Genomic DNA, 18,116 nt, shown 5'->3' with positions numbered 1-18,116 from the left:
AGGGCGTTCAGGCGTCCTCGCGGCCGATCAGCGCCAGGCAGCGCCGCAGGTGCGGGGAGCCGTCGCCCTGGCGCCGGCTGACGATGATCGGCGAGGTCAGGGAGGCGTCGGCCAGGGCCTGGTAGGCGACGTCGTCGCGGTGCTGCAACTGCACCGAGGCCGGCACCAGGGTCGCGCCGAGTCCGGCGGCGACCAGGCCGATGGCGGTCTGCATCTCGTTGGCCCATTGCGTCACGCGCAGGCTCAGGCCGTGGGTGGCGAACAGCGCCAGCACGTGGTCGGCGTAGCTCGGCCGCGGCTGGCCGGGGTAGAGCACGAACGGCTCGCGCGACAGGCGCTCCAGGCTCAGCGGCTGGCCGAGCAACGGGTGCCCGGCGGGCAGGGCGGCGACCAGCGGCTCTTCGCTGAGCACGCTCTGGCGGATCGCCGGGTCGTCGATGCGGATGCGTCCGAAACCGATGTCGATACGCCCGCTCTTCAGCGCCTCGACCTGTTGCAGGGTGGTCATCTCCAGCAGGCCCAGCTCCAGCTCCGGGTCGCCGCGCAGGTGGCGGATCAGCTCCGGCAGCACGCCATACAGCGCCGAGGGCACGAAGCCGATGCCGAACCACTGGCGCTGGCCCTGGCCGATCCGCCGGGTGCTGTCGCAGATGCTTTCCAGTTGGTCCAGGAGCGTCGCGCTCTGTTCGTGGAAGAAGCGCCCGGCTTCGGTCAGGCGCAGCGGCCGGCCGCGCTCCAGCAGGGCCACCCCGAGCATTTCCTCGAGTTGCTGGATCTGCCGGCTCAGCGGTGGCTGGGCGATGTGCAACTGCTCGGCGGCGCGGGTGAAGTTGAGGGTCCGGGCCAGCGCCTGGAAGTAGCGCAGGTGACGAAGCTCCATGATACCTCCAGGGTATGGTTCGAGAGGAAGATGATATTGGACCCCAGTGAAGAAGGCGATGGATGCTTGGCCGAAACGACGGCGAAACCCGCTCGGTATCGAGCGAGCCTTGAGCAGCGAACCGTCGAAAACCCGACCGCAACCCTGGTGGACCCCCGAGAATGAGCCAAGCCGTGATCCAAAGCCTCGAGTCGATCATCGTCGACCTGCCGACCATCCGCCCGCACAAGCTGGCCATGCACACCATGAACCGGCAGACCCTGGTGATCCTCCGCCTGCGTTGCAGCGACGGCATCGAGGGCCTCGGCGAAGCCACCACCATCGGTGGCCTGGCCTACGGCAGCGAGAGCCCGGAGAGCATCAAGAGCAATCTCGACGCGCATTTCGCCCCGTTGCTGCTGGGCCAGCCGGCGGACAACGTGAATGCCGCGATGCAGCGCCTGGACCGACACATCAGGGGCAACACCTTCGCCCGCTCGGCGGTCGAGACCGCCTTGCTCGACGCCCATGGCAAGCGCCTCGGCCTGGCCGTCAGCGAACTGCTCGGCGGCCGCCTGCACGACAGCCTGGAGGTGGCCTGGACCCTGGCCAGCGGCGACACCGGCCGCGACATCGAGGAAGCCGAGCGGATGCTCGACCTGCGCCGCCACCGGCACTTCAAGCTGAAGATCGGCGCCGGTGAGGTGGATGCCGACGTGGCCCACGCGATCGCCATCAAGCGCGCCCTCGGCGAGCGCGCCAGCGTGCGGGTGGACGTCAACCAGGCCTGGGACGAAGGCGTTGCCCAGCGTGCCTGCGCGACGCTCGGCGACAACGGCATCGCCCTGATCGAACAGCCCATCGCCCGCCACAACCGCGTCGGCCTGGCGCGCCTGAGCAGCCGCGGCGGCGCGCCGATCATGGCCGACGAGGCCATCGAGAGCGTCGAGGATGCCTTCCATCTGGCTCGCGAGGGCGCCGCCCCGGTGTTCGCCCTGAAGATCGCCAAGAACGGCGGACCGCGCGCGGTGCTGCGTAGCGCGGCGATCGCCGAGGCGGCCGGGATCGGCCTGTACGGCGGGACCATGCTCGAGGGCGGCATCGGCACCCTGGCCGCCGCCCACGCCTTCGTCACCCTCGACCGCCTGGCCTGGCACAGCGAACTGTTCGGCCCGTTGCTGCTGACCGAGGACATCCTCCTCGAGTCGCCGCGCTACCAGGATTTCCACTTGCACGTGCCGCGTGCGCCGGGTCTCGGCCTGGCGCTCGACGAGGAGCGCCTGGCGCGCTTCCGCCGGCGCTGAAGCCGTCCCGCAGACAGAGGAGAAACGACCGATGCTGTTCCACGTGAAGATGACCGTGAAGTTGCCCGTCGACATGGACCCGCAACAGGCCGAGCGGCTCAAGGCCGAGGAGAAGGAAATGGCCCAGCGCCTCCAGCGCGAGGGCAGCTGGCGGCACCTCTGGCGGATCGCCGGGCACTACGCCAACTACAGCCTGTTCGACCTGCCCAGCGTCGAGGCGCTGCACGACACCCTGACCCGGCTACCGCTGTTTCCCTACATGGACATCGAGATCGACGGGCTTTGCCGGCATCCCTCGTCGATCCATGCCGACGACCGCTGAGATTCCCTTCCCACGCCCGACAACAACAAGCAGAGGCAAACGCCATGACCGTGAAGATTTCCCAGACTGCCGACGTCCAGCGCTTCTTCGAAGAGGCCAGCGGCCAGCTCAACGAACGCGGCGATCCGCGCACCAAGGCCCTGGTGCGGCGCATCCTCGACGACACGGCGAAGCTGATCGAAGAGATGCAGGTCACGCCCGACGAATTCTGGAAAGCGGTGGACTACCTGAACCGCCTGGGCAGCCGCCAGGAAGCCGGCCTGCTGGCCGCCGGGCTGGGCCTGGAGCATTACCTGGACCTGCTGCTCGACGCCCAGGACGCCGAGGCCGGCCTCACCGGCGGCACGCCGCGCACCATCGAAGGGCCGCTGTACGTCGCCGGCGCGCCGCTGAGCGATGGCGAGGCACGGATGGACGACGGCCGCGACGCCGGCACCGTGATGTTCCTCCAGGGCCGCGTCAGCGGTCCCGACGGCCAGCCGCTGGCCGGGGCCATCGTCGATGTCTGGCATGCCAATACCCAAGGCACCTATTCCTACTTCGACAGCAGCCAGTCCGAATACAACCTGCGCCGGCGCATCCGCACCGACGCCGACGGCCGCTACCGTGCGCGCAGTATCGTGCCGTCCGGCTACGGTTGCCCGAGCGACGGCCCGACCCAGGAACTGCTCGACCGCCTCGGCCGCCACGGCCAGCGGCCGGCGCACATTCACTTCTTCGTCTCGGCGCCCGGCCATCGCCACCTGACCACCCAGATCAACCTGGCGGGCGACCGCTACCTGTGGGACGACTTCGCCTATGCCACCCGCGATGGGCTGATCGGCGACCTGCGCTTCAACGACGACCCCGCCGCGGCCCGCGACCGCGGCGTGGAGGGCGGACGCTTCGCCGAACTGGATTTCGACTTCCAGCTCCAGGCCAGCCCGGCACCCGCCGCCGAGCGCCGCAGCCAGCGGCCGCGGGCATTGCAGGAGTAAGGTGGGAAACGGGGAGGGCGGCTGGTCGCTGGCGACCATGCCGCCTTCTTCCGCCAGGCGCGACGGCGGATAAAAAAAGGCGCCATGACTGGCGCCTCAGGACTTGTCCAAAGGAGCAACCCAAAAAGGACAAGTGTATTGCTCGGTGAAAGGCTGCTCAGCCGTTGCCGTTCTTGCGCTCGGCGCATTTGCTGCGGTCGGTCTTCTGCGCTTGCGCTTCCAGTTGTTGCTTCTGCAGGCGCTTTTCGCGCAGTTCTTTCTGCGCGGCGCGGAATTCGGCGTTGTACTGCCAGGAGCGTTCGCTGCCGTCCTGGGCCTGGGCAGTGGCGGCGCCGGTCGCCAGCAGGGCGGCCAGCAGCATCGGGATGATCTTCATGGCAAACCTCTCGGGTTGGCTCGTCGCCGGGGCGAGGTATTCGTCCCGTTTGAGCAAAGAGTAAGAGCGGACGGATTACCCGAGGGTGAGTGGAAAATTACGTTTCCGATAACTTCGGCGATGCTCCGTTGCATGGCGGAGGAGTCTGCGCGAAGCGCATTAAGTGCGAGTTAAGATTGCGGAAAAGTAATCCCCGCCTCATGTCTGCGTCATTTCCCCGGTTCCAGAATCAGCCCCACGGTCAATGCCGGTTGCGGCAGGACTGCGCGGGGGCGCGATCGACCAGAAGTTCACGCACAGCCAGCGCCGCAAGGCATGGCCGCAGAAGAAAAACAGACATGAACCGATCTGGAGCAATCGCCATGCAAGGGGATGGAAAGAAACGACTGTGGACGCTTCCACTGCTGCTGGGCGCCGGACTGATGGCCTCGGCCGTCGCCGAGGAGAACGCCGAGCGGAGCAAGGAAGGTTTCATCGAGGGCAGCGAGGTCAACCTGCTGCTGCGCAACTTCTACTTCAACCGCGACTTCCGCAAGGGCCAATCGAGCCCGGCGGGCGGCGGCTACACCGAGGAGTGGGTGCAGGGCTTCATGGCCAACTTTTCCTCGGGCTTCACCCAGGGCACGCTGGGCGTCGGCATCGACGCCTTCGCCCAGCTCGGCGTGCGCCTGGACAGCGGCGGCGGGCGTTCCGGCGCCGGCGGTAGCGTCGACCTGCTGCCCTATGACGACCAGGGGCGGCCGCAGGACGACTATTCGCGAGCCGGCGGCGCGGTCAAGCTGCGCTGGTATGGCACCGTGCTGCGGGTCGGCGACGTGTTCCCGGAAACCCCGGTAATCCAGTACGGCAACAGCCGGCTGTTCCCCTCCAGCTTCCGTGGCTTCACCCTGGTCAACGACAGCCTGGCGAAGGGCCTGACCCTGCAGGCCGGCAAGCTGAACTCGATGACCCAGCCGAACAGCACCAGCGGCAGCGACGACTTCTACAGCTTCTACACCGGCCGGCGCATCGACTCGCCGTGGGTCGCCTACGCCGGCGGCGACTACCAGGCCACCGAGCACTGGAGCGTCAGCCTCTACGGCAGCCGCCAGAAGGACGCCTGGGACCAGTACTACGCCGGCACCAGCTTCAACTATCCGCTGGACGACAAGCTGTCCCTGCTCGGCGGCGCCAACTACTACAAGGTCAAGGACCAGGGCAGGCAGGTGATGGGCGAACTCGACAACGACATCTGGAGCGTGCGCGGCGGCTTCGCCTACGGTCCGCACCAGGTGCTGCTGTCGTACCAGCGCAACAACGGCGACGACGACTTCGACTACCTGCGCCAGACCGACTCCATCTACCTGGACAACTCGATCCAGTACAGCGACTTCAACTCGCCCAAGGAACGCTCGCTGATGCTCCGCTACGACCTCGACATGGCCGCCTTCGGCGTGCCGGGGCTGAGCTTCATGACCCGCTATGGCAAGGGCTGGGACGCCGATTATTCGAATGCCAACAGCGTCTACATGCGCACCGACGCCAACGGCAACCCGCTGACCAACCAGGGCCGCTGGGAACGCGACGTGGAGGTCAAGTACGTGGTGCAGGGTGGCGCGGCCAAGGACCTGGCGTTCCGCGTGCGCCAGGCCACCGTGCGCTCCGACAGCTTCGAGTCGGACCTCGACGAAGTCCGCCTGATCGTCGAATACCCGCTGCAAGTCCTCTGAAGGCGCGCCGCCGCCCCGTCCGGGGCGGCGCTCTGCGACAGCCCGTTGCTGGCGGCTGCGCGGCGGCGCTGCTACTTTCCTCTGGGTAGGCGGGCCGAAGGGCGGTTCCTGGCCGGGCATGGCTTCGACCTGCCGGTGGGCGCCGCGACCCGAACCTCGGCCACGCCATTCCACCCATGCCGCCCGGGCACCGGCGTGCCCGTGGCAGCCCAGGCTACGGGCGCCGCGTAGCCAGCCAAGCGGGAGTCGACATGGCCTCGTGGACCTTGGTGGACGCCAGTGCGATCGCTGTCCGCCATCCCTACACCTTCTACAAACCGGACGCGGAGACCATCGACCGGGTCGCCGCCGGGGAAAGCGTCAAGCTGATCTTCGCCTTCGATACCGACAACCCCGATGCGCCGCGCGCCGAGCGGCTCTGGGTGACGGTCGAGGGCATCGAGGCGGATGGCGCCTTCAGCGGCCGCCTGGACAACTATCCGCAATACATCCGCGACCTGTCGCTGGGCGAGCGCATCGTCTTCGAGGCGCGGCACATCATCAACACCGAGCACGACCCGCGGGAAACGCCGATCTCGCGCTATGCCCGGCGCTGCTTCGTGACGCGCCGGGTGATAGACGAGGGGAAGGCGGTCGGCTACCTCTACCGCGAGGCGCCGGAAGAGGAAAACGACAGCGGCTGGCGACTGATGGCCGGCGACGAGTCGGACGACTACATGAATACCGCCGGGACCACCGCCTACGTCAGCCTGGGCTCGGTGCTGAACGCCGACGACAGCATCCTGCCGCTGCTCGACGCGCCGCCGGGACGGGCGTTCGAGCGGCTGGCCGACGGTTCCTTCATCGAGGTGCAGGGACCGGAGGGTTGAGCCTCAGCCTGGCAGCTCGGCGAGGAAGCGCTCCAGGCGCTCGGCCAGGGCCAGGTAGTCGTCGGGACTGCGGTTGCTGCCCATCTTTCCCGACCTGACCCGCCTGGCGTCGCTGCGCTCGCGCTCGGCGCGGCTGGCGAGGGCCAGACGCAGGGCGCTGGCCCTCGCCGGCGACTCCTCCAGCAGCGGTCGCGCCATGATCCGCGCGGCGTCGGCGTCGCCGTATTGCAGAGCGAGGAGCACCGTATTCGGGTCGGAGATCGCGCCGAGCCGCAACAGGCGTTCGGCCAGGACCGCATCGAGGTGCGCGGCGCCAATCTGCAGGCTGTCCTGGTGCACCGCGACGCCCTGGTCGAGCAGCCATCTGGCGGCCTCCAGGCGCCCGCGGGCGAGGCAGGCCTCCAGCACGCCGCCGCGTCCGCGCAAGGTTTCGGCGAAGTCGCAGCCGGCATCGCGCAGGCGTTGCAGCAGGTCGATGTCGCCGTCTTGCGCAGCTTCGGCCAGGGCCAGTTGACGCAGCCTTGGCTCGGCGGCCAGGCTGCCGTCGGCGAGGGCCGGCCGCCAGTCGAGGATGCGCTGGCGCAGCAGGACTTCCAGGCGGCCCTTCAGCGCCTTGCCGGGCTCCCCAGCGGCCTCCAGGGCGTCCAGCGCTTCCAGTAGCTCGTCGGCCACGCCGCAGGCGTTCTCGGCATCGAACGGATCCTGTTCGAAGGACAACAGGCGGAACAGCCCGCCGACATCGTCGGCCAGGCGCGTCACCGAATCCTGGTGCAGGCGTCCGGCCCAGGCCGGCGGCAGGCCGTGGCTCCAGGCGATTACCGCGCCATGCTCGGGGCCGGGTTCGACGCAGACGTAGAGCCGCTCCAGGTACTCGAAGCCACCGAACGGCAGGTAGGCCAGCTTGCCGTTCCAGTCGCGGCCTTCTTCTGCCGCGGCTTCCGCCGCCAGCTCGCGCTCGTGTTCGATCCAGCCCCAGAGGTCGTGGTAGCCGTCGCTGTCCGGATAGAACAGTTCGCTGAAAGAGAACGGGTGGCGGTGGCCGTCGTAGTCGACTTCCAGGTCATAGCCGAGGCGCCCGCCAAAACAGGTGCGCCAGAGGCGTAGCAGGTCTTCTGGAATCGGTCCGGCCAGGCCTTCGGCAAGACGCTGGACGTGTTCGGCGGACACCGGCGGTTGGGCGTCGTACACCACGCAGCCGTCGAACACGGCCAGGCGATGGGCCAGCAGGAGTTGGCGTTCGGCGGGGGAGAGTTCCATTCTCTGTGGTCCTGTCGATTCGGGGCGGCCACTCTAGCACGGCGAGGGTGCGCGTTCCGCAACGCCTTGGCTATCATGCGCGGCTTTCCATCCGCCCTGGCCGGAGTCCGTCGAACCATGCACACCTTGCAGCAACTGCGCAGCGGCGAACTGGCCGGCGCCACGCGCCTGGACCTGTCCTGCGGCCTGCGCGAGTTCCCCCGGGAAATCTTCGAGCTGGCCGACTCCCTGGAGGTGCTCAACCTCAGCGGCAACGCCCTGGACAGCCTGCCGGACGACCTCGGGCGGCTGCATCGTCTCAAGGTGCTGTTCTGTTCCGCCAACGACTTCGCCGAATTGCCGGCGGCGGTGGGCGACTGTCCGGCGCTGAGCATGGTCGGCTTCAAGTCCAACCGCATCGAGCGGGTGCCGGCCGCGGCCCTGCCGCCAGCGCTGCGCTGGCTGATCCTCACCGACAACCGGATTGCCACGCTGCCCGAGGAACTGGGTCGCCGGCCGTTGCAGAAGCTGATGCTGGCCGGCAACCGCCTGGAGGCCTTGCCCGAGAGCATGGCCGCTTGCGAAGGCCTGGAACTGCTGCGGATCGCCGCCAACCGTTTCCAGCGCCTGCCGGCCTGGCTGGCGACGCTGCCGCGCCTGGCCTGGCTGGCCTACGCCGGCAACCCGTTGTGCCGTCTGCCGGCGCTGGCCGACAGCGGCATCGCTGCGCTGGACTGGAGCGAGCTGAGCCTGGACGGTTTGATCGGCGAAGGAGCCTCCGGGGTCATCCATCGCGCCGGCTGGCACCAGCCGGACGGCTCGACGCGCACGGTGGCGCTGAAGCTGTTCAAGGGCGAAGTGACCAGCGATGGCACCCCCGCCAGCGAGATGGCCGCCTGCCTGGCGGCGGGGCGCCATGCGCAATTGATCGAGGTGCTCGGCCAGCTCGCCGGGCATCCGCAAGGGCGCGACGGGCTGGTGCTGGAGCTGCTCGACGACGCCTATCGCAACCTGGCGGGGCCGCCGAGCCTGGAGTCCTGTACCCGCGACGTCTATCCGCCGGGACTGCGCTTCGAGCTGGCCACGGCGCTGCGCCTGGCGGCCTCGCTCGCCGCGTTGATGGCCCATCTGCATGGACGCGGCATCAGCCATGGCGACTTCTATGCGCATAACATCCTCTGGCGCGAGGATGGCGCCTGCCTGCTGGGCGATTTCGGCGCCGCGTCCTTTCTCCCGGACGACGCCGTGCTCGCCGGCGCCCTGCGGCGCCTGGAAGTACGTGCCTTCGCCTGCCTGCTGGAAGAGTTGCTCGAGCGCAGCGAGGCGCCGCCGGGGCAGGCCTCGCTACGTGCGGCGCTGGTCGAGTTGCAGCGACGTTGCGCGCTGCCACGGGTGAGCGAGCGGCCGGACTTCGGCGAGATCCAGGCGATCTTGCGCGACCTTGCCGCTCGCAGCCAGGCGTTTCCTCAAGTTCGATGAATTTGCCCGAGATTGACCGCAGGCTGATAAATATCAACGTAGTTCTAGCGGGCTTGGAGCTAGACTGACAAGTATGTCAGGAACGCGGCCAACGAGGGTAAACATGGATTCCTACGGCGTCACTTTCGCAATCATCGTGCTGGGCATGCTCTTCATCGGCACGGGTTTCACCAAGCGCGACACGCCGTTCGGCCTGTTCCTCATGTGGGTCGGGGTGATCTGCATGCTGGCCATCATCAGCTACCGCATCTATATCGCCACCCATTACTGAAGCGCCACCCGCGCCTGCAATGGCGGGCGCGGAGGTCCGCCGCTCAGTCGCGCGTCTCGCCCATGGCCCGGGCATAGCCGGACGGGGCGAAGCGCAGGGTCACCAGCAACATCGCCACCACGCTCGCCGCGAGCAGCAGCCAGGAGGCCTGGAAGCTGCCGGTGGCGTCGCGCAGCCAGCCGGTCAGGTAGGGCACGATGCCGGTGATGATGAAGCCGATGCCTTGCACGAAGGCCGCCAGGCTTCCCGCCGCACGCGGCTCGTGGAGGTGGTCGAGGGTCAGGGTCAGGCTGAGGGCGAAGCAGGCGCCCAGGCCGTAGCCGATCAACGCCACCCACAGTGCCGCGTGCTGTAGCGGCATCAGCAGCAGGCCGCAGAAGCCGCCGAGCTGGACCAGCAGCGCGGCCAGCAGCCAGGGCCGGCGGTCGAGGCGGCGGCGAATCAGCAGCGGCACGCTGAGCGCGGCGAGCACCTGGAAGATGGTCATGATCCCGACCAGCCCGCCGCTGTCCTGGGCGCTCCAGCCGAGCTGGCGGTAGTACACCGGCAACCAGGCCACCATGCTGGTGTAGCCGCCGTTGATCAGCCCGAAATACACCGCCAGCAGCCAGCCACGGCGATTGCCGAAGAAGTGCCGGACCGGCCCCTCGCCAGCGCTCGGCAGCACCTCCCTTGGCCGCGCGAACATCCACAGCAGCAGCGCCAGCAGGGCCGGTACGGCCCAGGCGCCGAGGCCGGCCTGCCAGTTGGAGAAGTGTTCGGCGATCCGCGGGCTGAGCACCGCCGCGGTTCCGCCGCCGGCCATCAGCGAGGCCGAGTAGAGGCCCATCGCTGCCGGGACCCGCCTCGGGAACCAGCGCTTGACCACGCCCGGTACCAGCGCCTGGATGATCGCCACGCCGCTGCCGGCCAGCGCGGCGCTGGCGATCAGCGCCAGCCCGCTATCCAGTTCCAGGCGCCAGAGGCAGGCTGCGGCGATGGCCAGCAGTCCGCAGACGATGCCGCGGTGCTCGGCCAGCCAGCGCCCGAGCCAGGGCAGCAACAGCGCCACCAGGCCCATGCAGAGCACCGGCAACACCGTCAGCAGCGACGCGCCCTGGAAGCCGAGACCGGTGCCGGCGGTGATTTCCTCGAGCAGCGGGCCGATGCCGGTGAGGATCGGTCGCAGGTTGATGCCGAGGCAGAAGATCACCAGCAGGCCGACCCAACTGACCTCCGCCGCGCCGACGCCGGTGGCGGCCTGGCCGCCGGAAGGGATTCGCGCGCTCATGCCTGGCGTTGCCGCCATTGCCGGTACAGACCCTCTTCGCCGGCAGGACGCAGGGCGCGTAGCGGCAGGCTCTGCCGCTGTGGCGGGCGCGCCATCTCGGCGTAGAGCGTGGCCGTGGACAGGCCGAACGCTTCGCCGTCCTCGTTGGAATAGGCGAACCAGGCCGCCTGGATGCCGCAGAGATGCATGGCGGCCAGACACATCGGGCAGGGATGGCCGCTGGCGTAGATCACACAACCGTCCAGACGCGGGCTGCCGAGCGCCTGACTGGCCTGGCGGATCGCCTGCAGTTCGGCGTGGGCACTGGGATCGTGGGTCTCGTGGATCTGGTTGACGCCGCGGGCCAGGACCCGCCCGTCGCGCACCAGCACGGCGCCGAACGGGCGGCCGCCGGCCTCGACGTTGGCGCGGGCGAGGGCGATGGCCTCGCGCATGAAGATTTCATCGGACATGTCTTTCTCCTTCGCTTTCATTGGGCGCCGGCGGCCAGCAGCAGCCGCTCGATCCCGCCCTGGCCGCGCTGGCGGGCGTGGGCCAGCGGGCTGACGCCGTCGGCATCGGCCAGGTTGACGTCGGCGCCGGCGTCGATCAGCAGGCGCACGATCTCCTGGTGGCGCGGACCACCGTCACTCAGCAGGATCGCCTCGAGCAGCCCGGTCCAGCCGAGCTTGTTGACATGGTTGGGATCGACCCCGGCTTGCAGCAGCGTCTTCACCACTTCCACATGGCCGCGTTCGCAGGCCGGGATCAGCGCGGTGCCGCCATAGCGGTTGGTACTCTTCAGGTCGGCGCCGTGGAGCAGGGTCAGGCGCAGGATTTCCAGGCGGCCCTCGGCGCCGGCCAGCAGATACGGGCTGTCGAGCCGGCTGTTCTGCCGGTTGACGTCGGCGCCGGCCTCGATCAACTGGCGCGCCACCGCCAGGTGGTCGTTGGCGGTGGCCAGCAGCAGCGGGGTGCTACCGTCGGCGCTGGGCGCGTCGACCTCGACCTTGCGTTCGAGCAGGCTGGCGACCTGCGCGGTATCGCCGCGACGCGCGGCTTCGAGCAATGCTCCGGCGTCGCTCGCGCCGGCGCCTCCGCTGAATGCTGCGCAGACCAGCATGGCTCCGCTCCTGCATAGATTGGCCAGGGACATGTCGATGGGCTCCGATAGGCGTTGGCGAAAAGTATGGCGTCGATGTCATGTATGCTGAAATTAAATGATGTAATGCCTTTCAGTGGGAGTGTGCATGCTCGATCTGGTCCTGCTCCGTACCTTCGTCAGCGTTGTCGACACCGGCAACTTCACCCGCGCCGGCGAACACCTGCATCTGACCCAGTCCACCGTCAGCCAGCAGGTCATCCGCCTCGAACAGAACCTCGGTTGCCGCCTGCTCGACCGCAGCCAGCGGCAGGTTTTGCCGACCGAGGAAGGCGAGCGTCTGCTTGGCTACGCGCGGCGCCTGCTGCGGCTCTCGGACGAGGCCAGCGAGGCCCTCAGCCCGGCCCATGGCGACGGCGTGCTGCGCCTCGGCGTGCCGGAAGACCTCGCCGGCGAAGTGCTGATGCCGGTGCTGACGCGCTTCACCGAAGAGCGTCCGCGACTGCGCCTGGAGGTCGAGAGCGGTCTCAGCCATCACCTGCTGCGCCTCTATCGCAGCGGCGAGCTGGACCTGCTGCTGGTCAAGCAGTGGGGGGCCGACAGCGACTGCCATGCACGCTGGGCCGAGCCGCTGGGCTGGTTCGGCAGCGCCGCGCGGCCGTTCGGCGAGGGTTCGCCGGAGGAGCCGGTGCCGCTGGTGGTGTTCCCGGTCGGCGCGCTGTATCGCCAGGAGATGATCCATGCCCTGGAGAGCATCGGGCGTCGCTGGCGCATCGGCTATTCCAGCGCCAGCCTGGCCAGCCTGGTGGCCGCGGTCGGCGCCGGACTGGGGGTCAGCCTGCTGCCGCTGGGCTGCGTCGGGCCCGAGCATCGCCTGCTTGGCGCGCAGTCCGGCTTCCCGCCCATCGCTGGCCTGGAGCTGGCGCTCTACGCGCGGCCCGAGCTGGACAGCGCCGGGCGCACCCTCCGCGACCGCCTGCGCGACCTCTGCGATGCACGCCTGGAAGGGTTGCAGGGCGAGCGCTGAGCGCTGTCTCCGGGCTATGATCCGGCTCCCTCAGCGAATGGACACGGAAGCCCGCCACATGTCCCGACCCACCCTGCAAGTCGACCTGCTGGTCGAGTCCTTCAATTACAAGGCCTGGTCCGACCGCCGCACCCTCGATGCCATCGCCCGGATCGACGCCGAGGCGTTCCCGGCCTCGCTGGCCTTCGCCTTGCAACAGCTCAATCACATGGCGATCGTCGAGGAACTGTTCAGGGCGCGCCTGCTGGGCGAGCCGGCGCCCCACCAACAGACCAACAGCGAGGTGGTGCCTGGCTACGACGTCCTGCGTCGCCGGCTGGAGGATTCGGCCGCCTGGTTCGCCGGCTATGTCGCCGAGCTGCCGCTGGAGCGTCGCGGCGAATGGCTGCGCTTCCGCTTCGCCGATGGCCGCGACGGCGGCATGACGCGCCAGGAGATCCTCTTCCATATCGTCAACCATGGCACCTACCATCGCGGCGCCATCGGTCATGCCCTCGACCTGGCGGGCGCGCCCCGGCCGGCGGATACCTACACCCTGTATATCCACTCCGCGCAGCCGGAGCGGCGGGAATAGCCCGCGGCAATGCCCGCCGAGCCTCTACGCCATCGCCGAGAAACGACGTGGGGCTCGACCGAGCCCCCGCGCTGCGCATAAAAAAGCCCCGCGACCAGGAGCTGCAATCGCGGGGCTGGAGTGGCCGATTTCCATCGGCCGGGGGATAGCCGGTTCAGGCGCTGGGTTGCCAGCCACCGCCGAGGGAGCGGTAGATCGCCACGATGCCGCGGTACAGCTCGACCTCGGCCTGGGCCTGGGCATCTTCGGCGGAGAGTTGCTCGCGTTCGGCGTCCAGCAGCACCAGGAAATCGGTGGTGCCTTCGCGGTAGCGGATCGCCGCCTGTTGCGCGGCGGCGCGGCTGGCTTCCGACTGGCGGACCAGCGAGACCAGGCGCTCCTGGCGCTTGCCATAGTCGCTGAAGGCATTCGCCGATTCTTCCAGGGCCAGCAGCACCTGCTGTTCGTAGCTGGCCAGCGCGGCGTCGGCGTCGGCCTTGGCGCCGCGCAGGCGGGCACGCACGCTGCCGAGGTCGAAGGCGGCCCAACTGATGCTCGGGCCGACGCTCCAGGCGCGGGCGGCGCTTGAGCCGATCTGCGAGCCCCGCCCGGCGGTGAAGCCGAGGAAGCCGCTGAGGCTGACCCGCGGGAACAGGTCGGCGGTGGCCACGCCGACGTCGGCGGTGCTGGCGGCCAGGCGCCGTTCGGCGGCGCGGATGTCCGGCCGGCGGCGCAGCAGTTCGCCGGGATCGCCGATCGGCAGGGCCTTGGTGATCGCCGGCAGGTCGCGCGGCGAAAGGTCCACTGTCAACTCTTCCGGCCGTTGGCCGAGGAGGGTGGCGATACGGTGCCTGGCGCGCTCGGCTTCCGCCTGCAGTTGCGGCACGCTGGCGGCGGTGGCCGCCAGGCGCGCATCGGCGCGCAGTACGTCGAGTTCGGCACCGACCCCGGCGTCGCGCAGTTGCTCGGTGAGCTGGCGCGACTCCTTCTGGTTCTCCAGGTTGCTCAGGGCAATCTTCTCGCGCAGTTGCGCGCCGCGCAGTTGGCCGTAGGCGTCCACCAGCTCGGCGATCAGGCTGACCTGCAGTTGCTGCAGGTCGGCCTCGGCTGCTTCGCTGAGGGCGTCGCTGGACTCCAGCTGACGGCGGATGCGCCCGAACAGGTCAAGCTCCCAGGCGCTATCCAGGCCAAGGTCGTAGCGCTCGCTGTTGACCCGGTCCTCGGTCACTCCCGGTTGCTGGCCCTTGCCGATGTCGGCGCTGGCGCGGCTGGTGACCACCGGGAAGCGATCGTTGGCCACGTCGTCGCGCAGGGCGCGGGCGGCGCGCAGGCGGGCGAAGGCCACGCGCAGGTCGCGGTTGCCGCTCAGCGACTGTTCGACCAACTGGTTCAGGGTCGGATCGTCGAACTGTTTCCACCACAGGCTTTCGAAGCGGCTGCGGTCGTAGGGCTTGCTCGCCGTGGCGTCGATCTTCGCCGCCGCGGTGTCGGGGGTCCGGTAGTCCGGACCCACCGTGCAGGCGCTGAGCGCCAGCAGACTGAACAGACCCAGGGCGGACGCGAGCCCGCTCCGGATCGACTGCGCGTGAATCATGCATGCACCTCTGGCAGGCCTTTGTCGTTGGCGGCGCGGCGCGCTTCGCGGTTCTCCACGAAGCGGCGGATGAGGACGTAGAACACCGGCGTCAGCAGCAGGCCGAAGAAGGTCACCCCGATCATCCCGGAGAACACCGCCACGCCCATCGCATGGCGCATCTCGGCGCCGGCGCCGGTGGAGATCACCAGCGGCACCACGCCCATGATGAAGGCGATGGACGTCATCAGGATCGGCCGCAGGCGCAGGCGGCAGGCTTCCAGCACCGCGGCGACGCGGTCCATGCCTTCCTCCTGCTTGTCCTTGGCGAACTCGACGATCAGGATCGCGTTCTTGCACGCCAGCCCCACCAGAACGATCAGGCCGATCTGGGTAAAGATGTTGTTGTCGCTGCCGGCCAGGATCACCCCGGTGATCGCCGACAGCAGGGTCATCGGCACGATCAGGATCACCGCCAGCGGCAGGCTCCAGCTCTCGTACTGGGCGGCCAGCACGAGGAAGGCCAGCAGCACGCAGAGCGGGAAGACGAACAGCGCGGTATTGCCGGCGAGGATCTGCTGGTAGGTCAGCTCGGTCCACTCGTAGGTCATGCCGTTGGGCAGTTCCTCCTTCAGCAGCTTCTCGATCGCCGCCTGCGCCTGGCCGGAGCTGTAGCCCGCGGCCGGGGCGCCGTTGAGTTCGGCGGTGATGAAGCCGTTGTAGTGCATCACACGGTCCGGACCGGAGGTGTCGCTGACCTTGATGAAGGACGCCAGCGGGACCATCTCGCCGAGGTTGTTGCGCACCTTCAACTGGCCGATCTGCTCGGGTTCGAGGCGGAACTGCTGCTCGGCCTGGACGTTGACCTGATAGGTACGGCCGAAGCGGTTGAAGTCGTTCGCGTACAGCGAGCCGAGGTAGACCTGCAGGGTGTCGAAGATGTCGCTGATCGCCACGCCGTGGGTCTTGGCCTTCTCGCGGTCGATGTCGGCGTCGATCTGCGGCACGTTGACCTGGTAGCTGGAGAACACCGAGCTGGGTTCCAGCTCAGGCAGCGCACGGGCCTTGGTGATGATGTTCTGGGTCTGCTTGAACAGCTCCTCGTAGCCCTGGTTGCCACGGTCCTCGATCTGCAGGCGGAAGCCGCCGATGGTCCCCAGCCCCTGTACCGGCGGCGGCGGGAAGATCGCGATGTAGGCGTCCTGGATGTCGGCGTACTTGGCGTTCAGCGCGGCGGCGATGGCCCCGGCCGACTGGCTCGGGTCCTTGCGCTCGTCGAACGGCTTCAGCGGGGTGAACACGATGCCGCTGTTCGGGCTGTTGGTGAAGCCGTTGATCGACAGGCCGGGGAAGGCCACCGAGTCTGCCACGCCGGGCTGCGCCAGGGCGATCTCGGACATCTGCTTGATCACCGCCTCGGTACGGTCCAGGCTGGCCGCGTCGGGCAACTGGGCGAAGGCCACCAGGTACTGCTTGTCCTGCTGCGGGACGAAACCGGTCGGCGTGCTGGAGAAGCCGAAGTAGGTCAGCACCATCAGTCCGCCGTAGACCAGCAGGGCGATCGAACTGCCGCGCAGGACCCGGTTCACCGTGCCGACGTAGCCATGGCTGGCGCGGTCGAAGAAACGGTTGAACGGACGGAACAGCCAACTGCCGAGGAGCTTGTCGAGGAACACCGAGAAGCGGTCCTTCGGCTCGTGGTGGCCCTTGAGCAGGACCGCCGCCAGCGCTGGCGACAGGGTCAGCGAGTTGAACGCCGAGATCACCGTGGAGATCGCGATGGTCAGGGCGAACTGGCGGTAGAACTGCCCGGTGAGGCCGGAGATGAACGCGGTCGGGATGAACACCGCGCAGAGCACCAGCGCCGTGGCGATGATCGGCCCGGTCACCTCGCGCATGGCACGCTTGGTGGCTTCCACCGGCTTGAGGCCGAGGCCGATGTTGCGCTCGACGTTCTCCACCACCACGATGGCGTCGTCCACCACGATGCCGATGGCCAGTACCAGGCCGAACAGCGACAGCGCGTTGAGCGAGAAGCCGAGCATGTGCATCACCGCGAAGGTGCCGATCAGCGACACCGGCACCGCGGCCAGCGGGATGATCGAGGCGCGCCAGGTCTGCAGGAACAGGATCACCACCAGCACCACCAGCACCAGGGCTTCGAACAGGGTGTGCACCACCGCCTCGATGGAGCCGCGGACGAAGATGGTCGGGTCGTAGACGATGGAGTAGTCCATGCCTTGCGGGAAGCTGTGCTTCAGCTCGGCCATCTTCTCCCGCACCAGGTTGGAGATCTCGATGGCGTTCGAGCCGGGACGCTGGAAGATCGGGATCGCCACCGCCGGCTTGTTGTTCAGCAGCGAACGCAGGGCGTACTGGTTGGAGCCCAGCTCGACCCGGGCGATGTCGCGCAGACGGGTGATCTCGCCGTTGGCGCCGGCGCGGATGATGATGTTCTCGAACTCTTCCTCGGTGACCAGGCGACCCTGGGTGTTGATCGACAACTGGAAGCTGGTATCGCTCGGCGCCGGCGGCGCGCCCAGGGTGCCGGCGGCGACCTGGCGGTTCTGCTCGCGGATGGCGTTGACCACGTCGGTGGCGGTGAGGTTGCGCGAGGCGACCTTGTTCGGGTCCAGCCAGACGCGCAGCGAATAGTCGCCGAGGCCGAACAACTGGACGTCGCCGACGCCGTCGAGGCGGGCCAGTTCGTCCTTCACGTTGAGCACCGCGTAGTTCGACAGGTAGAGCATGTCGTAGCGGTTATCCGGCGAGGTCAGGTGCACGACCATGGTCAGGTCGGGCGAGGCCTTGTCGACGGTGATGCCGAGCCGGGTCACTTCTTCCGGGAGCTTCGGCTCGGTCCGGGTGACGCGGTTCTGCACCTGCACCTGGGCGTTGTCCAGGTCGGTGCCGAGGGCGAAGGTGATGGTCAGGGTCAGCTTGCCGTCGGAGGTCGACTGGGAGGACATGTAGAGCATGTTCTCCACCCCGGTGATCGCCTGTTCAAGGGGAGAGGCGACGGTCTCGCCGATGACTTTCGGGTTGGCGCCGGGGAAGTTGGCGCGGACCACGACGGTCGGCGGCACCACTTCCGGGTATTCGCTGATGGGTAGCTGGAACAGGGAGATGGCGCCGCCAATCAGGATCAGTAGCGACAGCACCGCGGCGAAGATCGGCCGCTGGATGAAGAATTGGGAGAAATTCATCGGT

The 18,116-nt window shown here is 68.4% G+C and carries 17 protein-coding genes; 9 read left to right on the top strand and 8 right to left on the bottom strand.

All coding sequences use genetic code 11. The annotated features are described in order from the left end of the window. Window positions 1-7: 7 nt before the first annotated feature. Window positions 8-880 (bottom strand): LysR family transcriptional regulator, encoded by an 873-nt coding sequence (locus LJF27_RS21120; protein WP_003089870.1) that lies wholly within the window; start codon window positions 878-880, stop codon window positions 8-10. 161 nt (window positions 881-1,041) lie between these two features. Here LJF27_RS21120 and LJF27_RS21115 point away from each other — a divergent pair, with 161 nt between their 5' ends. Genes LJF27_RS21115 through catA form a run of 3 tightly spaced genes read left to right on the top strand, consistent with a single transcriptional unit; the run spans window position 1,042 to window position 3,462 of the window. Beyond that, on the top strand, window positions 1,042-2,163 hold the full coding sequence (locus tag LJF27_RS21115; protein WP_003120080.1) for a muconate cycloisomerase family protein: 1,122 nt from the start codon (window positions 1,042-1,044) through the stop codon (window positions 2,161-2,163). Window positions 2,164-2,194: 31 nt separating this feature from the next. After that, a complete protein-coding gene (gene catC, locus LJF27_RS21110; RefSeq protein ID WP_003089864.1) occupies window positions 2,195-2,485 on the top strand; it encodes a muconolactone Delta-isomerase in 291 nt (96 codons plus the stop codon). A 44-nt stretch (window positions 2,486-2,529) separates the two neighbouring features. After that, complete coding sequence (catA, locus tag LJF27_RS21105; protein WP_003089863.1) at window positions 2,530-3,462, top strand: catechol 1,2-dioxygenase; 933 nt, start codon at window positions 2,530-2,532, stop codon at window positions 3,460-3,462. A 157-nt stretch (window positions 3,463-3,619) separates the two neighbouring features. Here catA and LJF27_RS21100 read toward each other — a convergent pair whose 3' ends face one another. Beyond that, the gene (locus tag LJF27_RS21100) at window positions 3,620-3,838 is read right to left on the bottom strand and encodes a hypothetical protein (RefSeq protein WP_003089862.1); all 219 of its coding nucleotides are present in this window, start codon (window positions 3,836-3,838) and stop codon (window positions 3,620-3,622) included. Between the two features lie 362 nt (window positions 3,839-4,200). Between LJF27_RS21100 and LJF27_RS21095 the strand changes: the two genes are divergently transcribed. Next, a complete protein-coding gene (locus LJF27_RS21095) occupies window positions 4,201-5,547 on the top strand; it encodes an OprD family porin (RefSeq protein WP_003109544.1) in 1,347 nt (448 codons plus the stop codon). Between the two features lie 251 nt (window positions 5,548-5,798). Then, window positions 5,799-6,416, top strand: coding sequence for an immunity protein Imm33 domain-containing protein (locus tag LJF27_RS21090; protein WP_003089860.1), 618 nt, complete (start codon window positions 5,799-5,801; stop codon window positions 6,414-6,416). A 3-nt stretch (window positions 6,417-6,419) separates the two neighbouring features. On the opposite strand, the gene LJF27_RS21085 is transcribed toward LJF27_RS21090, so the two are convergent. Then, the gene (locus LJF27_RS21085; protein WP_003116870.1) at window positions 6,420-7,673 is read right to left on the bottom strand and encodes an ankyrin repeat domain-containing protein; all 1,254 of its coding nucleotides are present in this window, start codon (window positions 7,671-7,673) and stop codon (window positions 6,420-6,422) included. Window positions 7,674-7,790: 117 nt separating this feature from the next. Between LJF27_RS21085 and LJF27_RS21080 the strand changes: the two genes are divergently transcribed. Together LJF27_RS21080 and LJF27_RS21075 are read left to right on the top strand one after the other, a co-directional pair. Then, window positions 7,791-9,131 (top strand): leucine-rich repeat-containing protein kinase family protein, encoded by a 1,341-nt coding sequence (locus tag LJF27_RS21080; protein WP_003162904.1) that lies wholly within the window; start codon window positions 7,791-7,793, stop codon window positions 9,129-9,131. A 103-nt stretch (window positions 9,132-9,234) separates the two neighbouring features. Next, window positions 9,235-9,402, top strand: a complete 168-nt coding sequence (locus LJF27_RS21075) for a hypothetical protein (RefSeq protein ID WP_003089849.1) — start codon at window positions 9,235-9,237, stop codon at window positions 9,400-9,402. Window positions 9,403-9,445: 43 nt separating this feature from the next. Here the strand turns inward: LJF27_RS21075 and LJF27_RS21070 are convergent, their stop codons facing one another. The 3 genes from LJF27_RS21070 to LJF27_RS21060 are packed head-to-tail and all read right to left on the bottom strand — an operon-like array spanning window position 9,446 to window position 11,774. Further along, window positions 9,446-10,672, bottom strand: a complete 1,227-nt coding sequence (locus tag LJF27_RS21070) for a CynX/NimT family MFS transporter (RefSeq protein ID WP_003113304.1) — start codon at window positions 10,670-10,672, stop codon at window positions 9,446-9,448. Beyond that, the gene (locus tag LJF27_RS21065) at window positions 10,669-11,124 is read right to left on the bottom strand and encodes a nucleoside deaminase (RefSeq protein ID WP_003116873.1); all 456 of its coding nucleotides are present in this window, start codon (window positions 11,122-11,124) and stop codon (window positions 10,669-10,671) included. Before LJF27_RS21065 ends, LJF27_RS21070 begins: the two co-directional genes overlap by 4 nt. 17 nt (window positions 11,125-11,141) lie before the next feature. Next, window positions 11,142-11,774, bottom strand: coding sequence for an ankyrin repeat domain-containing protein (locus tag LJF27_RS21060; RefSeq protein ID WP_003109549.1), 633 nt, complete (start codon window positions 11,772-11,774; stop codon window positions 11,142-11,144). Between the two features lie 127 nt (window positions 11,775-11,901). Here LJF27_RS21060 and LJF27_RS21055 point away from each other — a divergent pair, with 127 nt between their 5' ends. Further along, window positions 11,902-12,780: a LysR substrate-binding domain-containing protein gene (locus LJF27_RS21055; RefSeq protein ID WP_003116874.1), complete on the top strand. Its 879-nt coding sequence runs from the start codon at window positions 11,902-11,904 to the stop codon at window positions 12,778-12,780. Between the two features lie 58 nt (window positions 12,781-12,838). Continuing rightward, complete coding sequence (locus LJF27_RS21050; RefSeq protein ID WP_003089838.1) at window positions 12,839-13,354, top strand: DinB family protein; 516 nt, start codon at window positions 12,839-12,841, stop codon at window positions 13,352-13,354. 154 nt (window positions 13,355-13,508) lie between these two features. On the opposite strand, the gene oprN is transcribed toward LJF27_RS21050, so the two are convergent. Then, window positions 13,509-14,927, bottom strand: a complete 1,419-nt coding sequence (gene oprN / locus LJF27_RS21045) for a multidrug efflux RND transporter outer membrane subunit OprN (protein WP_003113303.1) — start codon at window positions 14,925-14,927, stop codon at window positions 13,509-13,511. Next, window positions 14,924-18,112, bottom strand: coding sequence for a multidrug efflux RND transporter permease subunit MexF (mexF, locus tag LJF27_RS21040; RefSeq protein WP_003089834.1), 3,189 nt, complete (start codon window positions 18,110-18,112; stop codon window positions 14,924-14,926). The genes oprN and mexF overlap by 4 nt, the downstream gene beginning before the upstream one ends. Between the last annotated feature and the right edge of the window lie 4 nt (window positions 18,113-18,116).

Source organism: Pseudomonas sp. 203-8, from assembly GCF_020708595.1.
GTDB lineage: Bacteria > Pseudomonadota > Gammaproteobacteria > Pseudomonadales > Pseudomonadaceae > Pseudomonas > Pseudomonas aeruginosa.
Note: the sequence above shows the minus strand (reverse complement) of the source record. Positions and strands in the feature narration are given on the sequence as shown.

Excerpts from the sequence above, each read along its gene's own strand:
- LJF27_RS21120 (WP_003089870.1), bottom strand. The coding sequence starts at position 880 with ATGGAGCTTCGTCACCTGCGCTACTTCCAGGCGCTGGCCCGGACCCTC.
- LJF27_RS21115 (WP_003120080.1), top strand. The coding sequence starts at position 1,042 with ATGAGCCAAGCCGTGATCCAAAGCCTCGAGTCGATCATCGTCGACCTG.
- catC (WP_003089864.1), top strand. The coding sequence starts at position 2,195 with ATGCTGTTCCACGTGAAGATGACCGTGAAGTTGCCCGTCGACATGGAC.
- catA (WP_003089863.1), top strand. The coding sequence starts at position 2,530 with ATGACCGTGAAGATTTCCCAGACTGCCGACGTCCAGCGCTTCTTCGAA.
- LJF27_RS21100 (WP_003089862.1), bottom strand. The coding sequence starts at position 3,838 with ATGAAGATCATCCCGATGCTGCTGGCCGCCCTGCTGGCGACCGGCGCC.
- LJF27_RS21095 (WP_003109544.1), top strand. The coding sequence starts at position 4,201 with ATGCAAGGGGATGGAAAGAAACGACTGTGGACGCTTCCACTGCTGCTG.
- LJF27_RS21090 (WP_003089860.1), top strand. The coding sequence starts at position 5,799 with ATGGCCTCGTGGACCTTGGTGGACGCCAGTGCGATCGCTGTCCGCCAT.
- LJF27_RS21085 (WP_003116870.1), bottom strand. The coding sequence starts at position 7,673 with ATGGAACTCTCCCCCGCCGAACGCCAACTCCTGCTGGCCCATCGCCTG.
- LJF27_RS21080 (WP_003162904.1), top strand. The coding sequence starts at position 7,791 with ATGCACACCTTGCAGCAACTGCGCAGCGGCGAACTGGCCGGCGCCACG.
- LJF27_RS21075 (WP_003089849.1), top strand. The coding sequence starts at position 9,235 with ATGGATTCCTACGGCGTCACTTTCGCAATCATCGTGCTGGGCATGCTC.
- LJF27_RS21070 (WP_003113304.1), bottom strand. The coding sequence starts at position 10,672 with ATGAGCGCGCGAATCCCTTCCGGCGGCCAGGCCGCCACCGGCGTCGGC.
- LJF27_RS21065 (WP_003116873.1), bottom strand. The coding sequence starts at position 11,124 with ATGTCCGATGAAATCTTCATGCGCGAGGCCATCGCCCTCGCCCGCGCC.
- LJF27_RS21060 (WP_003109549.1), bottom strand. The coding sequence starts at position 11,774 with ATGCTGGTCTGCGCAGCATTCAGCGGAGGCGCCGGCGCGAGCGACGCC.
- LJF27_RS21055 (WP_003116874.1), top strand. The coding sequence starts at position 11,902 with ATGCTCGATCTGGTCCTGCTCCGTACCTTCGTCAGCGTTGTCGACACC.
- LJF27_RS21050 (WP_003089838.1), top strand. The coding sequence starts at position 12,839 with ATGTCCCGACCCACCCTGCAAGTCGACCTGCTGGTCGAGTCCTTCAAT.
- oprN (WP_003113303.1), bottom strand. The coding sequence starts at position 14,927 with ATGATTCACGCGCAGTCGATCCGGAGCGGGCTCGCGTCCGCCCTGGGT.
- mexF (WP_003089834.1), bottom strand. The coding sequence starts at position 18,112 with ATGAATTTCTCCCAATTCTTCATCCAGCGGCCGATCTTCGCCGCGGTG.